Annotated in this window: 21 protein-coding genes; 3 read left to right on the plus strand and 18 right to left on the minus strand. The window is 34.5% G+C overall.

The window, feature by feature from the left end:
- Positions 1-23 precede the first annotated feature (23 nt).
- The 7 genes from B8967_RS01840 to B8967_RS01875 form a co-directional block, all read right to left on the minus strand.
- Complete coding sequence (locus B8967_RS01840; protein ID WP_084084117.1) at positions 24-581, minus strand: DUF4256 domain-containing protein; 558 nt, start codon at positions 579-581, stop codon at positions 24-26.
- A gap of 791 nt (positions 582-1,372) precedes the next feature.
- Positions 1,373-1,774, minus strand: coding sequence for a DoxX family protein (locus B8967_RS01850; RefSeq protein WP_084084121.1), 402 nt, complete (start codon positions 1,772-1,774; stop codon positions 1,373-1,375).
- An 18-nt stretch (positions 1,775-1,792) separates the two neighbouring features.
- Complete coding sequence (locus tag B8967_RS01855; RefSeq protein ID WP_084084122.1) at positions 1,793-2,371, minus strand: YdeI/OmpD-associated family protein; 579 nt, start codon at positions 2,369-2,371, stop codon at positions 1,793-1,795.
- Positions 2,372-2,594: 223 nt separating this feature from the next.
- Entirely contained in the window at positions 2,595-3,065 is a 471-nt protein-coding gene (locus tag B8967_RS01860; protein WP_084084124.1) for an SRPBCC family protein, read from the minus strand.
- A 120-nt stretch (positions 3,066-3,185) separates the two neighbouring features.
- Complete coding sequence (locus tag B8967_RS01865; RefSeq protein ID WP_084084126.1) at positions 3,186-3,515, minus strand: ArsR/SmtB family transcription factor; 330 nt, start codon at positions 3,513-3,515, stop codon at positions 3,186-3,188.
- A 136-nt stretch (positions 3,516-3,651) separates the two neighbouring features.
- Positions 3,652-4,518 (minus strand): YDG/SRA domain-containing protein, encoded by an 867-nt coding sequence (locus B8967_RS01870; RefSeq protein WP_084084128.1) that lies wholly within the window; start codon positions 4,516-4,518, stop codon positions 3,652-3,654.
- Between the two features lie 421 nt (positions 4,519-4,939).
- Positions 4,940-5,680 (minus strand): hypothetical protein, encoded by a 741-nt coding sequence (locus B8967_RS01875; RefSeq protein WP_084084130.1) that lies wholly within the window; start codon positions 5,678-5,680, stop codon positions 4,940-4,942.
- A gap of 951 nt (positions 5,681-6,631) precedes the next feature.
- Between B8967_RS01875 and B8967_RS01880 the strand changes: the two genes are divergently transcribed.
- Positions 6,632-7,414, plus strand: coding sequence for a YdcF family protein (locus B8967_RS01880; RefSeq protein ID WP_084084131.1), 783 nt, complete (start codon positions 6,632-6,634; stop codon positions 7,412-7,414).
- Between the two features lie 376 nt (positions 7,415-7,790).
- Here the strand turns inward: B8967_RS01880 and B8967_RS01885 are convergent, their stop codons facing one another.
- Positions 7,791-8,186, minus strand: coding sequence for a VOC family protein (locus B8967_RS01885; RefSeq protein WP_084084132.1), 396 nt, complete (start codon positions 8,184-8,186; stop codon positions 7,791-7,793).
- Positions 8,187-8,339: 153 nt separating this feature from the next.
- Between B8967_RS01885 and B8967_RS01890 the strand changes: the two genes are divergently transcribed.
- Positions 8,340-9,218, plus strand: a complete 879-nt coding sequence (locus B8967_RS01890; protein WP_084084133.1) for a hypothetical protein — start codon at positions 8,340-8,342, stop codon at positions 9,216-9,218.
- A 146-nt stretch (positions 9,219-9,364) separates the two neighbouring features.
- Positions 9,365-9,958, plus strand: a complete 594-nt coding sequence (locus tag B8967_RS01895) for a hypothetical protein (RefSeq protein ID WP_084084134.1) — start codon at positions 9,365-9,367, stop codon at positions 9,956-9,958.
- Positions 9,959-10,148: 190 nt separating this feature from the next.
- Here the strand turns inward: B8967_RS01895 and B8967_RS01900 are convergent, their stop codons facing one another.
- The 10 genes from B8967_RS01900 to B8967_RS01945 all read right to left on the minus strand — a co-directional run bounded on the left by B8967_RS01900 (position 10,149) and on the right by B8967_RS01945 (position 22,345).
- Positions 10,149-11,147 carry a phosphotransferase gene (locus B8967_RS01900; protein WP_084084135.1) on the minus strand — a complete coding sequence of 333 codons (999 nt, stop codon included), beginning with the start codon at positions 11,145-11,147 and terminating at the stop codon, positions 10,149-10,151.
- A 151-nt stretch (positions 11,148-11,298) separates the two neighbouring features.
- Positions 11,299-11,715: an EamA family transporter gene (locus B8967_RS01905; protein ID WP_084084136.1), complete on the minus strand. Its 417-nt coding sequence runs from the start codon at positions 11,713-11,715 to the stop codon at positions 11,299-11,301.
- Between the two features lie 22 nt (positions 11,716-11,737).
- On the minus strand, positions 11,738-12,535 hold the full coding sequence (locus B8967_RS01910; protein ID WP_084084138.1) for a phosphatase PAP2 family protein: 798 nt from the start codon (positions 12,533-12,535) through the stop codon (positions 11,738-11,740).
- Between the two features lie 29 nt (positions 12,536-12,564).
- The gene (locus B8967_RS01915; RefSeq protein ID WP_084084140.1) at positions 12,565-13,149 is read right to left on the minus strand and encodes an HD domain-containing protein; all 585 of its coding nucleotides are present in this window, start codon (positions 13,147-13,149) and stop codon (positions 12,565-12,567) included.
- An 86-nt stretch (positions 13,150-13,235) separates the two neighbouring features.
- Entirely contained in the window at positions 13,236-13,664 is a 429-nt protein-coding gene (locus B8967_RS01920; protein WP_084084142.1) for a PepSY-like domain-containing protein, read from the minus strand.
- Positions 13,665-13,770: 106 nt separating this feature from the next.
- A complete protein-coding gene (locus B8967_RS01925; protein WP_084084144.1) occupies positions 13,771-14,790 on the minus strand; it encodes a YncE family protein in 1,020 nt (339 codons plus the stop codon).
- A gap of 13 nt (positions 14,791-14,803) precedes the next feature.
- Positions 14,804-17,839: an efflux RND transporter permease subunit gene (locus B8967_RS01930; protein ID WP_084084905.1), complete on the minus strand. Its 3,036-nt coding sequence runs from the start codon at positions 17,837-17,839 to the stop codon at positions 14,804-14,806.
- A gap of 4 nt (positions 17,840-17,843) precedes the next feature.
- A complete protein-coding gene (locus tag B8967_RS01935) occupies positions 17,844-18,758 on the minus strand; it encodes an efflux RND transporter periplasmic adaptor subunit (protein WP_084084146.1) in 915 nt (304 codons plus the stop codon).
- Positions 18,759-18,760: 2 nt separating this feature from the next.
- Entirely contained in the window at positions 18,761-20,026 is a 1,266-nt protein-coding gene (locus tag B8967_RS01940; RefSeq protein ID WP_084084147.1) for a TolC family protein, read from the minus strand.
- 72 nt (positions 20,027-20,098) lie between these two features.
- Entirely contained in the window at positions 20,099-22,345 is a 2,247-nt protein-coding gene (locus B8967_RS01945; protein ID WP_084084149.1) for an outer membrane beta-barrel family protein, read from the minus strand.
- Positions 22,346-22,392 lie beyond the last annotated feature (47 nt).

Genomic DNA, 22,392 nt, shown 5'->3' on the forward strand with positions numbered 1-22,392 from the left:
CACCCTGAGACCCTCAAACTCTCTTACACCTTCACCATTCCCCTGAATCCTCTCGCTGCATAATAGGAATCTGCACCATTATGATACATAAAAACGGTATTATAGCGTCTGTCACAGAAAATAGCTCCTCCAAGTTCTCTGATAGAAGCCGGTGTTTTTACCCAGCTTGACGTTTTCTGATCAAATTTTCCGAGTTCCTGAAGCTGGCGGTATTGTTCTTCGGTTAAAAGCTCAATTCCCATTTCAGCAGCCGTATCAATGACGTTGCTTTCCGGTTTGTTGGCTTTTCGGGAATCCCAGGCTTGGTAATCATAGCAGAGGCTTCGGCGTTTAGGGCTTTCCGGGGAACAGTCGAAAAAGATATATTCGTCTGTTTTTTTGTTATAATCTACCACATCAGGTTCACCTTCTGTGGCTTCCATTTCGTTCAGTGACCAGAGTTTTTCAGGGTTGGCTTCCAGTTTTGGCTGTATTTTCTCCCATTTCAGGTCGTTGTGGCGGTTCCTATTTTTCTCAAAGCGGGTTTTTAAAACTTTTAAAAGAATTTCGCTTTGTTCGGGTGTTAATGCTTTCTTTTTCATTTTAAATTTCGTTTTAATGATGTTTTATTGAGAATGTTTGGGGTTAACTTTAAAGGCACTCATTGCCATAAAAATACGGTTTTAAGGTGTGAAAATTTTTTCTGTGATAAATTTTTTAGTTGGTTATTAATCGCAAGGACGCAAAGTATTATAAAAAATACAGCTTTAGGACGCAAGGATTTTATCTGCGATAAAATTGAATGCTGCTGATCTAAATCCGCAATATTATATTTGTTTTTACTTACTGAAAATCGTTGATTTTCTTACGTCTTACAATCGCCTTGTTGTATTAATCTTTGCGCCTTTGCGTTTTCCCAACATCTGTAAAGATGAATGTTTATTTGGTTAATCGCAAGGACGCAAAGTATTATAAAAAATACTGCTTTAAGACGCAAGGATTTTATCTGCGATAAAATTGAATGCTGTTGATCTAAATCTACAGTATTGTATTTGGTTGTACTTGCTGAAAATCGTTGATTTTCTTGCGTCTTATAATATCCTTGTTGTATTAATCTTTGCGTCTTTGCGTTTTTCCAACATCTAATAGTAAATAGTTGGCTAATCGCAAGGACGCAAATTATTATAAAAAATATTGCTTTAGGACGCAAGGATTTTATCTGCGATAAAATTTAATGCTGGTGATCTAAATTTACAGTATTGTTTGGTTGTCCTTACTGGAAATCGTTGATTTTCTTGTGTCTTGGAGTAGTCTTGCTGTATTAATCTTTGCGGCTTTGCGTTTTTCCAACAACCTTATAGCAGAATGATTGTATGGCATCTTTATCGTTTTATTAATGATTGGTAAAAGCAATTTTTCTGTTGGCAGGTCTGAAATACCAGGAAATAAGGACTAAAACCAATAATAATACAGCCGGAAGTGTTCTGGCTGCGGTATCTCCAACAATAAGGTGGGAGATAACTGCTCCTGACATCACAAAGAAAAACCCGGCATAGGCCCATTCTTTTAGTAATAAACGCTTTGGAATAAGGATGGTGATAACGCCTAAAATTTTCCAGACTCCTATGATGGTCATCAGGTAAGCGGGGTAGCCCAAATTGGTGAAGTTGGCGAGTTCATCTTTGTTTTTCATAAGCTGGACAATAGCTGTAGAAACCATTCCCAGGGCCATCCAAAGGGTAAATATCCAATAGATGATTTTTGTTCTTTTTTCTGATCGGTTTGATGTTTCCATATTGATTAAGTTTTGTGATTAGTCGTTAAGTCCTTTTCCATCCAGGATTTGAGGGATGCACTTCTCAATTCTTGCTTCTCTGGTTTTGGATTGTTTGGCAGAGGAGAAGTGGAGTAGGTAGGCCCGTTGTCTTCCCTGTGTTAATCCTTCGAACGCCTCCTTTAATGCCAAATTTTCATCTAATCTTTGTTGAAATTCCTCAACCATTTCGAAGTCCTTGGTTTTTTTCATTTCAACTTTTGCCCCGGATTCTTCAATTTCTACAGCTTCAAACATATAGGCCCGAAGTTCTTTTTCAAGATCATTGATCTGTAGAATATCTGTAAAACGGATTTGCCTTGCCGCCTGTACATTTTCAGATTGCTGAATTAAAATCTGGTCAGGATCTTTCATCAATGCTCCTTTAAAAAAGAGAAGTGCACAATATTCTTTAAAACCGTGAATTAAGAAAATATTCTTTCCTTCATAGGTGTAACAGGGACAACCCCATTTTAAATCTTCTACCAATTCGGTACTTAGTGCAATGGTTCTTAATTTTTCAAATTCTTCTTTCCATTGCGTGGCTTTATCGAAGAAAAAATCAACTTTTGGATTCATGTGTTTTGGGTTTGAGGGTTCTGGAGTTCTAGGGTTTGAGAGTATTAGAGTGGGAGAGTTTGAGTGTTTTAGGATGGGAGGGTAAGAGCGTGTGAAGTTTAAAGTGTAATGTTCAAGGTTGTTGTTGTTTCATTGCTAATTGACGATTCATTTGCAAAACAAAATTCACTATTTGCACTTACAATGTAAACTATGGTATTCATGTCTCTCCTCTCTTCGTCTATTATCTCTTCGTCTCTCTAAACATTTCCTGTAAACGGTTATGCGCCATATTAATCCCCTGAGCGAATGGCATTTTCAGGTGCTGATCTCTGAAGTCTACGGATTTATAAATGGTTTGGATCGTAATTTTGCTGGTAGTATCGGTTAATTTTTCAAATTCTAAAAACTCAATCTGAACAGGAAAAGGCGTGTTCTCCATCTGAAAAGTTCTCGTAATTTTCTCATTCTGAACAATTTCATGAATAGCTCCATTGGCACTGAACACTACATCTCCCTGAGGATTTAAGGTTTCAAAGCGGTAACTTCCGTGTGGTCTGTTTTCAAATTTGGTCACTTTGGTGCCCATCCATTGTTCAAAAAGTTCAGCTTCTGTATAGGCTTTGAAGAGCAATTCAACAGGAAGATCAAATTCTCTGATGATGAAGATTTCCTGTTTGCCATCTTCTGCGTGGATTTTTGTTTTAAGTTCCATATTTTGAGGTTGGTGTTTTAGGGTTTGAGAGTGGGAAAGTATTAGAGTATTAGAGTGGGAGAAAATTGATATTATTATCTATTCGTCTCTCATCTTTCATCTCTTATTACTCATTGCCCATTACTTATTATTTATGTTTTGATATGCTTTCATCACATCTTCAAGCTTATTGAATTTCTCGTCCCACATTTTGCGGAAGGGTTCTATAAAATTGGCTATTTCTTTCATTTTATGGGGATTGAGGTGGTACATAATTTCACGGCCGTTCTGTTCAGATCTTAACAGTTCGCATTCTGTAAGGATCTGAAGATGCTTGGAAACGGTAGGTCTTGCGGTATCGAAATTGGAAGCAATGGCTCCTGCGGTCATGGATTGAGCAGCCACCAGCATCAATATAGATCTTCTGGTAGGGTCTGCAATCGCCTGAAAAACATCTCTTCTTAAATTCATTGTGTAGTTATTTGACTACAAATATATGTGTAGTTATTTAGCTACGCAAGTTTTTTTTTGAGAAAATATTGACTTTTAATAAAAAACCTTATGAACTAAACTATAGAAGGGGCGAAATATTAGAAAATACAACTCACTAATACCCATGAGCTTTTCTATGATATTGCAAATTTGAGGGCTTAATTTTGTGATTTTTATGAATAAGTAATATTCCATTTTCATGCCCTATCAATTCATAATTATCCAATATAGAAAAGGTTCCTTTATCGAACATAACATGGTGGTTAGGACATAGACAAAGGATATTGTCAATACTATCTTCTCCATCATGGGGCATTCCAAGTGGTTTTATATGGGCTCCTTCTGCATAATGACCAGATTTTGTTGGGATACTAATATTACAAATTTGGCATTTAAAATCGTATAATTTTTTTATTTCCACAGCTATTTTCGTATCACGCACTATTCTGAGTATTACGGTTTCTTTCCTTATTTTTTGCTGTTTAGAATTAAATTCTTGAAATAGATTATCTGTAAGTTGAGAACCAGAATATCTTAGTAGAAATCTACAAACTTTAAAACCACTTTTTCCAATTTCTTCCCACGCATCTACAACACTATATAATCCGGCATATTTGTAACCTTCTTTAGGTGAATAGAGTGATTTATGTTTTTCTCCTCTTATAACTCGAACAGCTAATCCTTGGTCCATACTTACTAACAAGGCCGCATTGCTTCTGTTGCTCCAAGATTGATCTTCTATTTGTTTCTTTGTATTGGAATCATTGCCGCCAGCGCCTGTATAAATGATTTCATTTCCATTATCAACATCATCTTCATATCCTCCTGAAAGGATTATTACGGAAGCACCTTCTTTTATGTTCCCATCAATACCAGCTTGCAAGGTTCTATGAAGATTACTATCCATGATTTCTTGACGGTTTTTGAATAAATGTCCTTCTTGGAATCCTTCTATCTCTCCAAATATAATTGGTTTGCTCATTGAATTAATTTATGAAAAATTTTAATGACAAATATAATTTTTAAATGGAAATTATTTGAAAATAAGATTTTATATATGTGGTTATTATTGAAAATGAAGATTAGTGTTTATTTTATTCTTACGCGTTTTATGAATGCAAAGTTTTATGATAGTGCTATATATTTTGGGAGTTAAGGGTGGGCAAGTGAACTTGCCGATGAAGGTGAGTGGATAGGGACTCTGTTTTTATAGTAGAGAAATAAACTCTTTCGCTTGTTTCTTTTTATAATTTCCCTCAGATTTTGGAGATTATACAGATAAGTAAAGGATAAGATCTGCGTAATCTGCTTGATCTGCGGGAGATTTATTTTTTTGTTGGATGCAAATTTTTATGATGGTGATTGTACTATTTTGGTAATATTGTAAAAGTAAACAGATCAGCTTATTTTTTATAAGTTCTGTCCACAACAGTTGAATCTGTAGTGGCCTTTTTTTCTTCACTTTCTGTTACACTATTATCAAAATAAATGTCTTCATACTTTATAATCAAATAATCACCTTCTTTCGGATTCAGATCAAAAAGGATACACTTTTCATTAGAATATAGAAACATAGCTTGGGAATGCTTTAACCTAACTTTATCTATAAGAACTCTAAAATTATAGATATGAAGTTCACTTCCTATGCTAATTATATTATTAAGAAATGAAAAGAGCAGTGCTATAAAGGTTATATAGGCTACTTTACCATATTTCTGAGTTAATAGTTTCTTCTGATAATGGTAACATAGTATAAATGCACCGTTCAGAACTAAGTAAAGTATAAGTTGGATAAGGCCGGATGAGTCATTAGTAATATAGTACAAATAGGCATATACCGTTAATACTACAATTATTAATAGGATTATACCGATTTTGTATTTTTTCTCAGGATAATTTCTAAATAAATAATACAGGAGCAGACCAAACAGCATGAACGGCATATTGAGTAGAATTAAAATGCCATCCAAAACTACCTGAGACACTGAAAAACATTTACTTACAAGATTAGGAGAATGCATGCTGATCTGAAAAATTTGCTTAATTCCCCCCAACGACGGTGGAATAATAATAAAAAAAGGTAAATATTCTTTTACAAATTGTAAAATTTTACTTTTTTTCAGGAAGTTTAAAAACTCTTTCATTGTTTTGTAATTTTTAGAAGGCTTTAAAACTAGTGAAAAAAGGTAAGCAAAGATGCGTTTTATCACTATTTAGTGATTTTATTGAATTGGAAACTCATGCGGTTTGTTGCTATACTATCAGGTTTGTGAATATAAAGGTTTTTATGATGGTGCTGTACATTTTAGGGAGCTAAGGGAGGGCAAGTGAACTTGCTGATGAAGGTGAGTGGATAGGGACTATGTTTTTATGGTAAGAGAAGTAAACTCTTTCGCTTGTTTCTTTTTATCAATTCTCGCAGATTTCGGAGATCAAGCAGATGATTGGGGATTACAATCTGCGTAATCTGTTTGATCTGCGAGAGATTTATATTTTTTTAGGTTAAACGCAAAGTTTTATGATGGTGCTGTATATTTTAAGGAGCTAAGGGTGGGCAAGTGAACTTGCCTGATGAAGGTGAGGGGATATGGTTTCGGCGGCCGGAGGCCGCCGAAACCATACTATTCCTGAAATATAAATACCATTCAAGAATTATAGTTTTACTTATTTAAGAATAAAATGATGTAAGCTATTTCTGCTTTAATAGGTGTTACTAAGTTTTTTTACTTACAAAAATATCTGTCTAGAAATATCTGGAATAATGTAATAAAAATGGTGTTTTTCTTTTGCTTTTTCAATGCTATTGTTATTAGTTTATAGTTTCGGATTTTATATAAAAAAGCAGAGACTTTTTTATATTAATATATGTTAACACACTAAATAGTGTCATATTTTATGACTGCAAATGTATAAAAAATATTTATAAACAAAGCAGGCCTGCATTATTCTTAGTATTATCATTTGTTAACAGCTTCATCATCTTATATTTATTGGGATAGAAGCCCCCTGGAATCTGTTGAGAAAAACAGGAGTCATGAAATAACCTTATCTTTGAAAATCCAATATTTTCTTAGCATTAATCAATAGTATCATAGATGAAATTTTTACTGGACTTTTTATTCCGTGTTTTACAGCTTTTTACAGAACCTTATTTTTTAGTATTTCTTGCAGTAGTTATCATCGCTCTGCTGAAAAGAAAAAATAAATGTAAAAATCTGAGAACAGGAATTTTTATATCAGCAGTTGTCATGATTATCCTTATAGGAAACGGTTTTCTGGGTAAACTAATCTCCGGATATCTGCAGAAAAGCTATATCAGTACTTCAGGGATGAAGAGTACACCGGCTCAGAATCCCATTATTGTAGTACTCGGTGGCGGGGTGGTAGATATTGACAATACAGAGAAATTGCATACCATGTCTTATTCCAGAATAGTTACTGCCTATCAATTGTATCATGAATACAGGGAAAATAATCAGCCATGTAAAATATTAATTTCCGGAAAAGGAAGAGGACATACAAGTGAAGCAGAATTATTCAGAGAGAATTTTAAAAAGATGGGGGTGCCGGATTCTGACATGATTAAGGAAGACCAAAGTATGAATACCTATCAAAATGCAAAATATTCCAGCCAGATAGTAAATCAGATGGGGCCATCCAGTGTATATCTGGTGACCTCGGGGTTTCATATGAAAAGATCTGTTGCTCTGTTTCAAACCTTTGGCTTAAAACCTATTCCTAAAGCATCGGATTTTATAGATACTGAAATAACAATATTTCCTAACAGCTATAATGCTGCATTTACATTTGTTATGCTTAAAGAGGTCGTAGGAATATGGCAGGTGCAATTGTATAACAGTTTGGGAATGAATAAATAATATTCTGTAGTCTAATACGAACAACAAACTGGCCCCTTGAGTGAACTTAAGGGGCCGGTTTGCTTTAAAACTTTTCAAACTGTTTTAGTAGGTTTTGGCTAAAGCCAAATTGATTGTCATGTTTTATCAGATGGGCTTTAGCCCATCTCTATTGAATTTATATTGCTGTTTTTTAAATCACCAGCCTGTTTTCTCCAGTGAAATTAAGGACTATTCTCCCATAAAATCTCTGCAAAATCACATAAAATACCTTCAAATAAAGAAAAACGATAAAAGGTCCAAATAACCCGTGTTTTTCCATCCTGTACCTATACTATCTGACTGAAAATAAGATGGATTTATGGGCAAAAATGATTTTGATTGAAATTTAAGATTTTTACATTTTAAAGACATTAAATTTATGTCCATCAGGATCTGCAAAGACAAAACCATAATAGTTGTTTCCAAAACTTTCAGGTTCTGAGACAATGGTTCCGCCTGCATTTTTAACTTCTTCCGCCCACTGGTCGGCCTGATCTATGGTTTCAGCGGAAATAGTAAATATAATTTCATTGGAATGGTGAGAGTCTCCAAATTTTACATGCTTTAGATTGCTTTCAATAATGTTTTTTAGAAAGAAGTGAATAATAAATTCATTTTCTCCAACAAAAAAACTTACCAATTCATTAGAACTGTGTGGATTATTGGGCTTAAATCCCAGTTCTGTATAAAATTTTTGTGTTCGTTCAAGGTCCGCCACAGCAAGGTTTGCCCAGATCATTTTTGGTTTCATACTATTTTATTTTTTGGTTAGGATAAAGGTAGCACCTTTCAATAGGATAGAGGTTGTCATGTGGCAAGTTTTTTATATCTGTCCTATTTGTGGGAAACCGTAATGAGATGATTAACTCAAAAAATACTTTTGTAAAAACAAAATTCAAAAACCATGAAAGAAATGCTTTTATTAGGAGGTATTATTGCATCAATTGCAAATAGTAAAGCACAGGTAAAGCTATATAATGTTGATTTGCCGTATTTTAACAAGTCTAATTTAGTTAAGGCAGCAAAAACTGTTAAAAGCGCAACAAATATTATTCAATATAATGCTATGGGACAATTGCATGGGATCAATATTGAATATAGAAGGGATGCAAGCGTAGGTCTCATCAGGTATTATCATAACAACAGATTAGTATATGCAGCACAAGCTTTTATGAACGGCAGTGCAATGCAAAAAGTTTATAATTACAGTGATAATGGGAGTTATAATGGCATGCAGGTTTACACATTTTTGGATTCCAGTACCAATAAATGGAGTAAAACAGAATTTATGTATCATAATGGGAGGTTAGTCAGCATTAATGATAAGTTGAAATTTCCAAATTATACGTTAAATTTTAAGGAAGGGAAATTAGAGGGTGAATTTTATTTCTATGATAGTTTACACTGCTCTTGTTATTATTATGGTTTCGCAAAAGAGGGCAAGCCTAAAATCATTACTAAGATTGAGATAGGGGAAGACCTCTCATTTAGAAATACATTTTACGAACTTACTGATAAATCAATAAAAAGCACGACTATATTTGATTATAGGAAACCAGTAGAAGAAAATTTAGAAATCACGGAAGTCCCTGTAATTGTGGAAAATAAAAATGTGCATCTAGATAATGATCATTACAGGATTGTTTTTGATAAACAACATGATTGGATGTTGATCCTAAGATCTAGGGAATTTTATAACGATAATACTATGGATGAAATAGATTGGTCAGAAACATCATTTGGCGTTCCCAGTCCTTATACATTACCACAGAAACAGCATTAGCCACAGAGTTTCCCTTGGTTATTTCAGATGATAATGATATTTTTGAGATGATAGTAAGTAGGTATGTTGAACCGGAAAAACAAAAATTGATCAATTTAACATAATATAATTGGAGTGCAGTTTAAGAAATATAAATAAATCACACAATGAATGATAGTATTATACATAAAATCAATGCTTTAGGTGGAGTTACAGATGCTGTGAATCCTGATAAAACCTTTACAGAAAACTGGCAGAGCATTAGATTCAACAATTATCTGTATGATAAAGATTGGGATGTTTACGGTATCGACGAGTTTTACAGAAATCATGCAGCGCTGTATAAAGAAAATAATGAAAAATTTTACAACGACTTAACTGAACATTATTTTTCCTTACATGATCGTACATACGGCCAATATTTTTTCAAAGATTGGATGTTCACGCCGTTTAAATCAGGCTCGGAAGATTATGAGGAATTAGAAGGGCTTGTAGAAGAAAATGAATTAAAAAAAACTGTAGAAGGCAAAGAAATGGATTTTGTCTGTATATTTTATTCGTATGGATACCCGGATCATTATTTTGTGTGTACAACAGATCCTGATCAGTCGAACCCAACGGTATACGGAACAGACCATGAAGTTTATTTTGATGAAATTGAAAACGAAGGAAGTCTGGAAGAGTTTCTGGACAAGTTTATGCCCAAAGAAGAGTTCCGGGAAGTCGTTAAAGAATATTTGCAAGGAAAATTAGGTGAATAATGGATTCTGAGGCTGGTAGTGCTCTATCCTTTGGATAATTATTTGTCCTATAATTTATATTATGTTAAATTGAATATATTTCAGCTTTTCAAAAGGTAATGCCATTTTTAGATTTACATCAGAATCCAAAGTTCCATTCCAAATCGATTTATCCTATACTTCAGTCCCCATAGCGTTTTGATTTCAACAATCAGTTTATATTAATCTCAATTCTGTGGTAAGCAATCCATCGTTTGAGATTTCCAACCATTCTTTTTAAATGATCTTCATTCAGGAAAATATTGGTCCAATATTCAAATCTGTCGCACTGAACACTTATATAATAGGTCATAATTGCTAAACATGCGAAGGGTAAAAACTTTTTTTCTTCATTACTAATTTGAGTTACTGTCTCATACCCTTTTATGAAGCTTTCTGCTTTTGTTTGATATTCCTCTTCGTTCAAATGGGTTGTAAATAACTGAAATAGGAAATAAGAAATATCAAAGCATAAATAACCGTTGCCACAGAAATCAAAGTCAAAAAATGTTATTTCTTTTTCATCGTCAATGTGCAAATTGTCAAACCAAACATCAAGATGAACGGCTCCGTATCTCATTTTCTGTTGGCCTATATTTTCCATTTTTAGTGTTAAAAAAACAGAAAGGGTTTCTAAAAATTCAATTTCGCTAGTATTTTTACTATAGAATTCTTTTGTTCTTAAAACAGGGTTTCTGAGTAAGTTTTGAGCATTGTAAGACATTCTCATCAGTTCGATATTTTCTGTCGATTGATGAACTTTTGCTAATGCTTGTCCAATTAGAAAGCTTGTTTGTGGTGAAAATTTTGCAGTCTTTATGCCTTTAGCATACGAAAATAAAACGCCAAATCTTGTCCCTTCCGGAGCTTCAATTTCTTGAATGAATTTGTTCGATTTATCAGCTATGGGAAAAGCAACCTGTCTACCCGCTTCTTTTAGAAGAATTAAAAGTCTTAATTCTTCTTCAATTTCTAATTTAGTCCTCCAATTATGGGTGTAAACTCTGAAAACGTATTTATTTTCGTCATCATGAACAATGTATAAATGATTCATGGCAAGGCGAAATATGCTGCATTCCGTTTTGTCGGTTAGTTCATATTTTTGTTGAATAAGTTGACCAAGTCTATTGGGTGAAAGTGTACTATTTATTGTCGGAAATTTCTCTGTCATTAATTCTTAGTTCGCAGTTGGTTATAAAATACATGCAATTTCGTTAACATTTTTTGAACTTACACCTATTAAATCGTTTTTCTAGATTATTATAAAAAAAAACGCTTACCATCCTGATCTAATTTGTATCACATTATCTATCTTTTGGTCTCTATTTCAATGCAAATAAAATCGTTCCGCTAATAATAAGTAAAGCTCCGATTATAGTTTTTAAAGTCAGGGTTTCTTTAAAAAACAATACGGATAAAACTATAGCTATGGCTACACTTAATTTGTCAACAGCTGCAACTTGTGACACTTTTCCTATTTGCAGGGCTTTAAAATAAAACAACCAGGATAATCCCGTTGCCACACCTGATAAAATCAGAAATACAATATTCATTTTCGATAAAGAACCCATATCTTTTGCTTCGCCTTTGAAATATATAATACTCCAAACCAGCACAAGGATAACAATGGTTCTTATTCCGGTGGCAAGATTAGAATTGATGTTGGATACTCCTATTTTAGCAAATACTGCTGTAAATGCAGCAAACAAGGCTGATAGTAAAGCATAATAGAACCACATATCTTTATTTTTTATAGTAAAATTAAAAAGTTTTAACCCATCCTATTCCTATGCTTTTATCCTGATAAAAAGGCATTACCATTGTCGCTGTATTTTTGTTCTTCCCGCCCAATAAATTATTTATTTTAGGATATAACCAATAAGCTAATTCTGTGGAAAGAATCCCGAATCCAGCACCTGCCACTACATCCCCTACCCAATGTTTATCATTTAACATTCGATAAACACCTGTGAATACTGCAAATGAATAGCCTGAGATTCCTAACAAAAAGTTGGTGTCTTTGTATTCTCTATACATAAACTGTGCAGAAGCAAATGCTATAGCGGTATGCCCTGAAGGAAATGACAAATTATTGGATTGATCCGGCCTTTCTTCTTTTACAATATGTTTTAAAGGAAGTGTAATTGCAGAAGTGATCAACATTGAAGTCCCATAAATTATACTTCTGTCTTTGAAGTTATGCTTGCCCTTAACTCCAAGAGCATTTAATCCATAAACCAACACTGCCGGTGCAAATTGGGTGTAATTGTCAAGTTTAACATGGTCTGGCTTATGTTCATTAATTTCGTCTCTGGTAGAAAAGTTTAATTGTTTAAGATCTTTGATCGTTAAGCTTGCTACTCCATAACCAATGAATACGGTAGGTAAAATCAAACTTTTGTAGTTCAAATGGCTTTTTTCAATTGAAGAAACAGTGGAACTGTCTTGTTTTGATTCCTGAACCTGAATCGTATCATTATTATTTTGTCCTGCAATCCTGTTGCCGGCTGAAATAAAGATAATAAGACTGACTGCTATTTTTTGAAGATATTTTGGCATCTGATTAAAGGTGGGTTTATATTAAATATTTATTGGGAGCAATTCATTAATTGAATATTGACTTCTTTAAATTTCATCAGGATTTTTTGACCATAATCTGTGTAATAGCTATGACTGGTGAGAAAATTACAGTTTTTTATCAGCCATTCTTCATCGGTATAGATCAGTCCCAGGTATTGCTCAAACTCTTGCCTTATAGCATTTTCATATCTTGAATAATCTGTTCGTGTGAAATGATATAAATCTGCATCACACAGTACTTTTTCAATTAAAGAAGATGGATTTTGTGGATATTTCGTTGATTCTATACAGCTTAAGACTTTATCAATGAAATTTTTTTGGCAGTCAAAATTTTCCAGAAATCCCTTTGCTATTTTTTTACTTTCTTCTTCATGGCCTATATAGGTATTGATATATCCGCAATCATGAAACCAGGCTGCAACCTGTACTATAAGCATTTCTTCCTGAGATAGGTTAGTCTGTGTGCCAATTTCCCGTGAAGCCCCTACTACTTCGTAAGTATGGCTTATATTGTGAAAAGAAAGCTGATCAGAGAGATTCTCCGTAAGAAATAATATGACATAATTACTTACAGCTTCTATTAAATTATTCATACTCACCTTGTCGTGCTTTTTAATTAAAATTTTTAACTATAAAGTTTAATCTTACAACCCTGGTTCTGTAATAATCATTACTTGTCCTAGTCTTGTATTTCTTTTAAGAATTTTCCTTTGCTGTCAAAGATTAAATCTTTATGAGCAACTTCAGCTTCATAGGTAACAATACCTTTTACATCTGTTATTTTAGCAGCCTCTTTTATTTTCTGATTAGGATAGTTTTTAGCTATATACTCTTTAATGGATGTGGGAAGAGCATTTCTGCTTATTTCAGTTTCAGTTTCAACAATATTTCCTGAGGAATCTACTATTACAGAGGTCTCTACTCCGTTTGCTATGAATCCCGCTTCATAATTTCCATTTTCTTTCTCCCATTTTATATTTTTGACAGTAGGAAATTTTTTTTGAAACCCTTTTTGAACAGGTCCCGGAACATCTTTTTGTTGAACTTTTTGTGCATTAACCAAGGCTACAGCTGTAGTTAGTGTTAATAGGAATATTATTTTTTTCATTTTTTTATCTTAATTTATTCTACAATATTGAACAATGATTTAGAAGAAATTTTGAATTTTTAGCTTTTTACAATGAAATTTTGAATTAAATTCTTTGAAAAATATTTTAATTCATTGTTTTTACGACCAGAACCTGAAATGTTCCTTCTTTTATTTTAGGTCTTCCCCTGCTGTCTTTTTCTTTTTCATCAAAATCGGCTGTAGGCAAATAAAGATTGTGGGATATCTTATCCAATGCGATTGTTCGTGCTCCTTTTTTAGTAATAATATTTTTAAGCTCAATAAATGTATGAGCTCCCTTTTCCTGAATGACAGAAATATGGCCTTCTCCATTTGAAGTATAAATGGTATGGGTGCTATCATCGAAAACAACACCATCACAATGATCCCCTATCGGCATCTTTTTTATTAAACTTCCCTTTTCTGAATCTAAAATCACTAACATTTTATCACAGGTACTGAAGAGCCTGTTTGTTTTGGTATCAATGGCAAGTCCTGAAGGTCCTTCTTCTTTATCCAGTGTCCAATGATTGGTTACGGTAAAGTTTTTGACATTGATAACAACAATTTCATTTTTGTCTTCGATATTGACAAATATTTTTCCTTTACCATTGCTTACAGCTGTTTCAGGGTTTCCGCTGACCTCAATAGTTTTTATAACCGTATTATTTGCCGGATCAATGATACTCAGGGTATTACTTCCCCCATTACAAACAATCAGTTTTTTAGAAAAAGGTTCGTAAAACAGAGCATCAGGATTTTTACCTACAGAAATTTCAGAAGTAACCTGATTGGTCTTAGTATCAAATACTTTGACAGAGTTTAATTTTCCGCAAGTAATGTATCCATTTTGAGAATTTGGGATAAATGCGATACCATGAACCCCCGTTGTATCATCAATTTCGCCCATACTCTCTCCGGTTATTTTGTTTAAAATATTGACTTTGCTACCGTGGCTTACATATAGCAAACTGTTTGTAGGATGTACGGTTAAGTAATCCCAACCATCGCTATTCCCTCCTATCTTGAAAGTTTTAATTGTATTTCCGGAAGATGTTTGTTGAGCTGATATATTGAAGGAGAGGCATAAAAATACACTGGTAATGATAAAAGATTTTATTTTCATTGTTGATGATTTATTAATTGGTTATTTCTTCTTGTTTTAGATTGATTTTATTGAGTAATGTTGGCAAAACGATAAGCAGAAGCGGCAAAGCAATAATGAAACCTCCAATAACGGCAATCGCTAAAGGCTGATGCATCTGAGCTCCTGTTCCGATTCCCAATGCTAAAGGCATGAGGGCAATGATAGCTCCTAAAGCAGTCATTAATTTCGGACGCAGTCTTGTACTGATGGCATAAATAACAGCCTGCTCTTTAGTTTTTGTTGCTAAGCTTTCATGGAACTGGAGGTAAGTGAAGATGGCATTCTCGCCGATGATCCCTACCATCATGATCAACCCTGTATAACTTCCGACATTCAATGGTGTATTTGTTAAATACAATAATAAAATACCTCCTGAAAGCCCTAATACTGAAATAAATAAAATAATAAGGGCAACAATAACATTTCTGAATAAAAATAGCATGACAGAAAATACCAGTAAGCTGGAAACCACCAAAATAATCAGTAATTCTTTAAAAGACTGCTGCTGTTCTGCATAAGCTCCCCCATAAACCACAGAATATCCACTTGGCAGTTTTATTTTCTGGCTGATCTGATTCTGAATTTCCTGAATAGTTCCCCCCAGATTTCCATTATCTAATCTTGCCGTTACGATACCTAAAGTCTGTAGATCTTCCCTGTTGACCTCTGCAGAACCGGTTACTATATTTACGGTTGCAAATTCACTCAGAGGTTTTAAAGTACCATTTGGTAAAGCGATCATGCTATTATTGATGTCGTTTAAAGATTGGTTCGTTTTTCCGTTATACAGCAATCGTATTGGAGTATACTGAACATTATCAAAAATATTCCCTGCTACATTTCCATCCAAATTAGCCTGCAGCTGATTCTGGAAATCAGGTAGAGAAATGTTATATTGCGCTAAAACAGGCAGTTTCGGGGTTACCACCATCGATGGTCCTGCAATAACAATTCCATCAAACACATCCGCTGTACCATTGACCTTGCTTACAATATCTGCGATTTTTTTTGAATAATTTTCAATGACTTTCTGATTCGTTCCGAAAACTTTAATTTCAATAGGCTGAACGCTACTCATCAGATCACCAAGCATGTCTGTGATAACCTGTCCAAAATCTACGGTTAATGGTAAACCTGAAGCATCAATCTTTGAACGGATATCGTCTGTAACTTCATTGGTTGTTTTATTCCTGTCTTTTTTTAGCTGAATTAAATAATCTCCTCTGTTCGGTTCTGTAATGAAAAACCCCATTTGGGTGCCTGTTCTTCTGCTGTATGCTTCAACCTCCGGAGTGGAAGTAATAATTTTTTCAACCTGTTTCAGCTCTCTGTCTGTTTCTTCCAGTGATGTTCCTGGTGGAGAATTATAATCCAGAACAATACTGCCTTCATCCATGTCAGGAAGAAATCCCGTACTGATATTGGGAAGAATTATAGCCGTTAAAATAATAAGTCCCCCTATGAATAGATAGGTATATAAAGGTCTTTTAATAAAGAACCCCACCCATTTCCGTTCTTTTACATCATGATGCTGAAGGCCTTTTGATTGTGTTTTGCCTGTTGACAATAATAGATAAACAATGGGTAGTAAAATCCAGGTTGAAAAAAAGGAACAGATCAATGTAATGATCATTGTATCTGTCATTACTTTGAAATAAGCTCCCGCAACACCGCTCATCAGCATAAAAGGAAGAAAGATTACAATGGTACTGAGGGATGATCCTATCATTGCTTTCAGGAGGTAATTAATTGCTTTTTGAACCAGAGTGTTAGAAGATTCTTCAGGATGTTCTTCATGTGTACGGTGAATTTGTTCTACAACAACAATAGCATCATCAATGATCAATCCTATCGCAGCAGCAATCGCTCCCAACGTCATGATATTAAATGTCTGCCCCATCGTATATAAAACAAGCATTGTAAGACCTAATGTAATAGGGATGGTAATTAAAATAACGGCACTTGCTTTCCATGAACGAAGGAAAATAATAGCGACAATAATGGCTAAAACCAAACCGATCCAGAGTGCGTCTGTGACACTTTTTATAGAGTCATTCACAAAATCTGCCTGAGCATAATAAGGTTTAATAATTACATCTTTTGGCAGTGTTTTTTGCAGATCATTAATTTTGGTTTCCATTGCTTTGGTCACTTCCACCACATTGGCATTGGGCTGTTGTATCACTGCAATCAGAATGCTTTCCTGCCCGTTGGCATTGACTTTAATATATTGTTTTGCATTATGAACAGTGATTTGAGCAATATCACCCAGAAAAACGATTCGGCTGCCATTATTGCTTACTACAAGATTCTTAAGCTGGCTCTCGTTACGAATCTGTGCATCGGTAAGCGTTAAATAGAGATAGCGGAAATCTGAGGAATAACCATTGGATTTAATAAAATTGGTATTGTTAATTGCCTGTTCTACAGAAGCTGGTGTAATCCCTAATCTGGCCATCACAGGCTGGTTCATGAGTACCCGGAGTTCTTTATCCTGACCACCAATTATTCGTATTTCGCTTACTCCGGGAACTTGTGAAAGAAAGGGCTTGATGGTATACAGAGCCAGCTGTTTCAGCTCAATAGGATCTTTTGAACCAGAATTTAAAGAATATCCCATCACTGGAAGGATCGAAGGATTCATTTTTTCCACAGAAATAGTAATATCGGCAGGTAACTGGTTTCTGACTTCATTAACACTACTCTCTATCTGCTGTTTGGCAAGGTCGACATTGACATTCCACGACATAAATGCAGAAATCTCACAGCTGCCCCGGCTGGTTGTGCTTTTTAAAACCTGTAAATCAGGAACTCTTTTCACTGCATTTTCCAAAACTTTAGTTACACCTACTGTCATTTGATCTACGGGCTGTTGTCCTGCATCGGCAATGATCTTTATTTTTGGAAAAGTAATCTGTGGAAATAAAGCCGACTGAATTTTCGTATAAGAATAAATTCCACTGGCAAGTATCAAGAAAATGAATACAAGCAAAGGACTTTTATAGGTTACAAAAAAAGATTTTTTCATCACGTTAAGGTTTTTGTATTTTGACCGTGGCAGTATCATTTAACCCAAAATTCCCGGAAATGATCACCCGGTCTTTTGTGGTTAAATCCCCTGATTTTATCTGAATATATTGATCCGTTTCAATTCCCTTTTTGATAGCTGTTTTTATGGCTGTTGTATCATTGATTAACTTCATTACCCAAAAAGAAGATTGTATTTCATCACTTACAACGGCCATTTTAGGAACAGAAAGTCCATAAGCAGACGTTTTAGAAAAGCTAATTGTACCAATCAGATTTTCCGGAATATTATTATTTGATACCTGTAAAAGTACTTTTACAGTTTGCGAAACGGCATCCACAGCAGGCATCACTTTTGCTATTTTCCCCTGCAAAATTGTATTATCGGGTAAAGTAATAGGTAAAGAGCCTTTATTTTTTATGGTTTGAAGGTATTCATATGGTACATCTACCACAAAGCCAAAACTACTTGCATCGGTAATTGTTGCCAAAACTTCTCCGTCCTGAACATAATCTCCGATTTGATGATTTAGCATTGCCACAAAACCTGTGGCAGGACTTGTTACCGTTGTTGCTCCGTTGAAACGAAAAGATTTATCTAATTGATTGATGGTATTGCCAAGTGCTCTGGCTTCCTTGGTCTGTAATCCGAAAAGTACAGAACCTTTTCCGACATGGTCAGCCAATTTGATGGTCATTTTTGTAATATAGCCTGTACTGTTAGCTTTTACATCGGATTTTAATAAATAAGTTGATGTAGCATTCAGTGTAATTATATTATTAAGCTGAACCGTATCAGATGGAAAAGCCACCGTGACAAGTGTTTTTGGGGGTGCATCCGGTTTAGCTGTGGCTTCACTGGTTTTAGTACAGCTGAAAACAATAACAGATAGTATAATGAGGGTGATTATCTTTTTCATAATTATTGAATGATTAAATATTGCAATTGATTTTTCAGATTGAATAATATGGTGTTATACTGAATGATATTTCCTTTAAGGCTCAGTAAATTATTGATTGATAAAATAAAATCTACCATTCTTACATCTCCGGTCGGAAGCTGTTTAGCGTTGGCTTCTACCAAAGTTTTGGCATAGGTGATTTGTTCATTGGCTGTATGGATTATTTTATCATACTGCTCAATCTGATTATTAACCTGGAGAATCTGCTGCTGATATTGCCTGTGGGTTTGTTCAAGATATTTCTGCCGGGTTTGCAGTGATAATTGATTTTGTTGCAGGAGCATCTTTTTCTGATGGCCATCATAAATTGGAATTGTGACGCCAATACCCAGACTCATTCCAAAATTTTTATAGGGAGTAAGGGCAAATGAAGACTGATAACCACCATCTGAAAATGCTGTTACTTTTGGTTTATAATTATACTGGATAATTTCAGCATCATTGGCAAGCTTTAGACTATCTGCTTTAAATGCTTTTTGATACATACTGTCGTCGAAAGAAACGGGAGTAAGGCTTTCCTGAAAGTAGGGAATTTCAACCGGTTCGAAGGTATCATCTACAATTCCGGACAAATATTTTAAAAGGGAATAATTATTTTGCCAATCAGCTTTTTGTTGTTCTAAAGTTAGCTCGTTTTGCTGAAGGGTTACTTTGAATGTCAGATAATCCGTTTGCTTGAAAGCAGCAGCCTTAGTCAGCTTTTTCAAAATAATATCTTCCTGATCAAGCAGATGAATAATTTCTTGACTCAGGCTATACTGCTGCTGACTTGCGTACGTGGTAATATATTGATCTGTAATTTGTTTATTAAGGGTTTGAAGACTGATGTTTCGCTGAGCCAACACCTGTGCGATACTTGCACTAAAGCCTGAAAGTCTTGTGTTTAAATTGTTCCGGCTGATAAATTCTTTGGCTATCCTTACACCTGCGAAAAGAGATTGCCCGTTAGTTAATGCGCTGTCATAGCCCCATCCTTTACTATTGGGAGAATATCCGGCAGTTCCTTCTCCTGAGACAATAAAACCATATGTGGCTTTTAATTTTAAGCTGTCTATTCGATTAGAAATCACCTGGTTGTTATAGTCATTTAAAACAGGACTGTTTATTTTTGCGGTTTCAAGAAAGTATGACAAAGTGTTTTTTGACTGTGCATTTATCTTAAAATAACTGAAAAACAGCACTGAAAATAATATACCACGGATGAGATATGTACGAAAAGTATCCATATTCTATTAATTATAAAGTAAATATGAGAGGTGATTTTGTAGAAATTCTGAATTACCTTAGCTCACAACAACCTAATTCCCTTGGGAAGCTTCATTCAGATAATCATTGCTGATATCTTTGTCTTTTTTAAAATTCGTTTTTCCAAACTTATAACTGAAACTTATCCCAAAAGACCGCAGTGGTAACTGACGCACAGAATATGAGCTGTAATCATTGGTGTCAACAGTAGTGACTTGTTTTATATAGGTGTTGAAAGGGTTGGTTGCTGTAATTCCTATACTTGCTTTTTTGTTCCAGAATTGTTTTCTGGCTGCAATACTGTATGTGATTGATTGAGGGTTTTTCCCCTGAATATTTTTAGCAGCAGAATTATAATTCCCAAATATTTCTACAATAAAATCTTTGGGCAGCTGATAGTTCATATTCAGATTTAAGCGGTAACGCAATCCCATATCCAAATTGCCAACATATATATTACTGACAATATACCGATGGAAAAGCATCATATTGCCTCGTAGATTTAATTTGTTATTAAAAAGAGGAAGAGAACCGGATAAAATGCCCCCGGAATTATATTCTTTTCCGATATTTTCTCTTGAGGTTACAGATACGTTCGTATAATCTGTTCCATTTACGGTATATATTGGGTAAAAAGTGGTGATTTGTTTTAAGTCCTGACTATTGATCCTTTCTGTAATTGTGAATGAAATATTGGCTCCATTTGTAAAATTCCTGCTATAGCCCAATTCCATATTATCCCCTATTTCAGGCTTTAATGTAGGATTTCCGGTAGTGATATTATGAGGATCACTGAAGTTTAAAAATGGATTGAGCTCAGAATATTCAGGTCTTTCAACCCTTCTTGTATACGCTAGTTTTAGTACTTCCCCACTCTCAAATTTGTGAGATAAAATGAAGGATGGCACAAACAAACTGTAAGATGGAATATTGGTATTTTGAAAATCTATCTTCACAGTTGTATATTCGTAACGTGCCCCGGCTCTTACATCCAGCCAATCAAATAATTTTAAAGATGAAGAAAGATATGCTGCATAAACTCCCATATCATATTTCAAATGATAAGACTGGAGAGGATCAACTTCATATTGACCTGATAAAGGATCTAAAATACTGACATTTGTTGCATTCGTAATATGCTGGAAGATAGTTTTTGCTCCCATTTCTAGGGTAATATGATCATTTATAGGCTGTATATAATCTATTGATATATTATGGCTGTAATCTGTTCCCGGATTACTTCCCAAAATGCCATTATAAGGAGATGATGCTCCTGACCAACTTTGAGTTTGGAAATAATTACTTTTTGGAGAACCATAGCTTACAACGTAATCTGCCGTTAATTCCTGTCCTTCTTTTTGAAATGTTTTTCTGTAGCTTAAATTTCCATCTATAGAATTCACTGAAGAGCGGTTGTCAGAATTTCTGTAACCAATGATGGATTGTTCGGTGGAATTGGAAAAATCAGTTATATACTGTTCCTGATTGATGAAACCTATGCTTTTGTTGGCAAAATCATTGTAAGAAACTGACCCGCTCAATGTGTTGTTTTTATTAATTGACCAATCAAATCCCAATCCTGTACGATAGCCATGTCTCTGAAAATCACTGTAACCGTCTTGTAATAATCGGGTTTGAGTTTGTAATGCGCTGTCGTGGGAAGTTCTGTTCTGTAATGACGGTGTTCTGGATGTTAGCTGTGCATTTCCACTGAAAAAAGCATTGAGGCTGAAATTATTATTTCTGAAACTCAAATTTACAGAACCTGTTTCAAAGCGTGTTCCTGCAGAGGCATTCACAATACCATTGATTCCTTTTATTTTACTTTCGTTCAGAACAATATTGATAATTCCGCCTGTACCTTGTGCATCATATTTTGCGCCGGGACTGGTTACCGCTTCAATACTTTTAATCTGGCTTGCAGGAATAGAAGCGAGTGCATCAGCAAGGCTGTTTCCAAATATACTTGAAGGTTTTCCGTTGATCAGAAATCTGACATTGGGATTTCCCTGTAGCTCAACATTTCCATCGGCATCTACAGTTACCTGCGGAACTTTTCTTAAAACATCAATTGCAGCTCCGCTTTGAGATGTCAAGTCGTTGGCTACATTATAAACAATTTTATCGATTTTATTTTCAACAACTGCTTTTTTACCTACAATGGTAACTTCCTTAATTGTTTTAATGGAGCTGCTTTTTAAAGAGTCAGCTGTTTTTTCGTTTATTATTTCTGAGTTTGAAGTTTGGGCATTTGCTAATGTTGTAAACACTAAAGGTAAAAAAAATGATAATTGTTTCACAAGGCTATATATTAAGGGACAAAAATGAATTTCAATTTTGAATTAAT

The sequence above is a fragment of the Chryseobacterium sp. YR221 genome (genome assembly GCF_900176315.1).
GTDB classification, from domain to species: Bacteria; Bacteroidota; Bacteroidia; order Flavobacteriales; family Weeksellaceae; genus Chryseobacterium; species Chryseobacterium rhizosphaerae.

What these genes read in the sequence shown, in the direction of transcription:
- B8967_RS01900 (WP_084084135.1), bottom strand. Translation starts at nt 11,147, where the DNA reads ATGACAGAGAAATTTCCGACAATAAATAGTACACTTTCACCCAATAGA.
- B8967_RS01940 (WP_084084147.1), bottom strand. Translation starts at nt 20,026, where the DNA reads ATGGATACTTTTCGTACATATCTCATCCGTGGTATATTATTTTCAGTG.
- B8967_RS01850 (WP_084084121.1), bottom strand. Translation starts at nt 1,774, where the DNA reads ATGGAAACATCAAACCGATCAGAAAAAAGAACAAAAATCATCTATTGG.
- B8967_RS01935 (WP_084084146.1), bottom strand. Translation starts at nt 18,758, where the DNA reads ATGAAAAAGATAATCACCCTCATTATACTATCTGTTATTGTTTTCAGC.
- B8967_RS01870 (WP_084084128.1), bottom strand. Translation starts at nt 4,518, where the DNA reads ATGAGCAAACCAATTATATTTGGAGAGATAGAAGGATTCCAAGAAGGA.
- B8967_RS01885 (WP_084084132.1), bottom strand. Translation starts at nt 8,186, where the DNA reads ATGAAACCAAAAATGATCTGGGCAAACCTTGCTGTGGCGGACCTTGAA.
- B8967_RS01920 (WP_084084142.1), bottom strand. Translation starts at nt 13,664, where the DNA reads ATGAAAAAAATAATATTCCTATTAACACTAACTACAGCTGTAGCCTTG.
- B8967_RS01880 (WP_084084131.1), top strand. Translation starts at nt 6,632, where the DNA reads ATGAAATTTTTACTGGACTTTTTATTCCGTGTTTTACAGCTTTTTACA.
- B8967_RS01910 (WP_084084138.1), bottom strand. Translation starts at nt 12,535, where the DNA reads ATGCCAAAATATCTTCAAAAAATAGCAGTCAGTCTTATTATCTTTATT.
- B8967_RS01930 (WP_084084905.1), bottom strand. Translation starts at nt 17,839, where the DNA reads ATGAAAAAATCTTTTTTTGTAACCTATAAAAGTCCTTTGCTTGTATTC.
- B8967_RS01890 (WP_084084133.1), top strand. Translation starts at nt 8,340, where the DNA reads ATGAAAGAAATGCTTTTATTAGGAGGTATTATTGCATCAATTGCAAAT.
- B8967_RS01865 (WP_084084126.1), bottom strand. Translation starts at nt 3,515, where the DNA reads ATGAATTTAAGAAGAGATGTTTTTCAGGCGATTGCAGACCCTACCAGA.
- B8967_RS01915 (WP_084084140.1), bottom strand. Translation starts at nt 13,149, where the DNA reads ATGAATAATTTAATAGAAGCTGTAAGTAATTATGTCATATTATTTCTT.
- B8967_RS01925 (WP_084084144.1), bottom strand. Translation starts at nt 14,790, where the DNA reads ATGAAAATAAAATCTTTTATCATTACCAGTGTATTTTTATGCCTCTCC.
- B8967_RS01855 (WP_084084122.1), bottom strand. Translation starts at nt 2,371, where the DNA reads ATGAATCCAAAAGTTGATTTTTTCTTCGATAAAGCCACGCAATGGAAA.
- B8967_RS01905 (WP_084084136.1), bottom strand. Translation starts at nt 11,715, where the DNA reads ATGTGGTTCTATTATGCTTTACTATCAGCCTTGTTTGCTGCATTTACA.
- B8967_RS01860 (WP_084084124.1), bottom strand. Translation starts at nt 3,065, where the DNA reads ATGGAACTTAAAACAAAAATCCACGCAGAAGATGGCAAACAGGAAATC.
- B8967_RS01875 (WP_084084130.1), bottom strand. Translation starts at nt 5,680, where the DNA reads ATGAAAGAGTTTTTAAACTTCCTGAAAAAAAGTAAAATTTTACAATTT.
- B8967_RS01895 (WP_084084134.1), top strand. Translation starts at nt 9,365, where the DNA reads ATGAATGATAGTATTATACATAAAATCAATGCTTTAGGTGGAGTTACA.
- B8967_RS01840 (WP_084084117.1), bottom strand. Translation starts at nt 581, where the DNA reads ATGAAAAAGAAAGCATTAACACCCGAACAAAGCGAAATTCTTTTAAAA.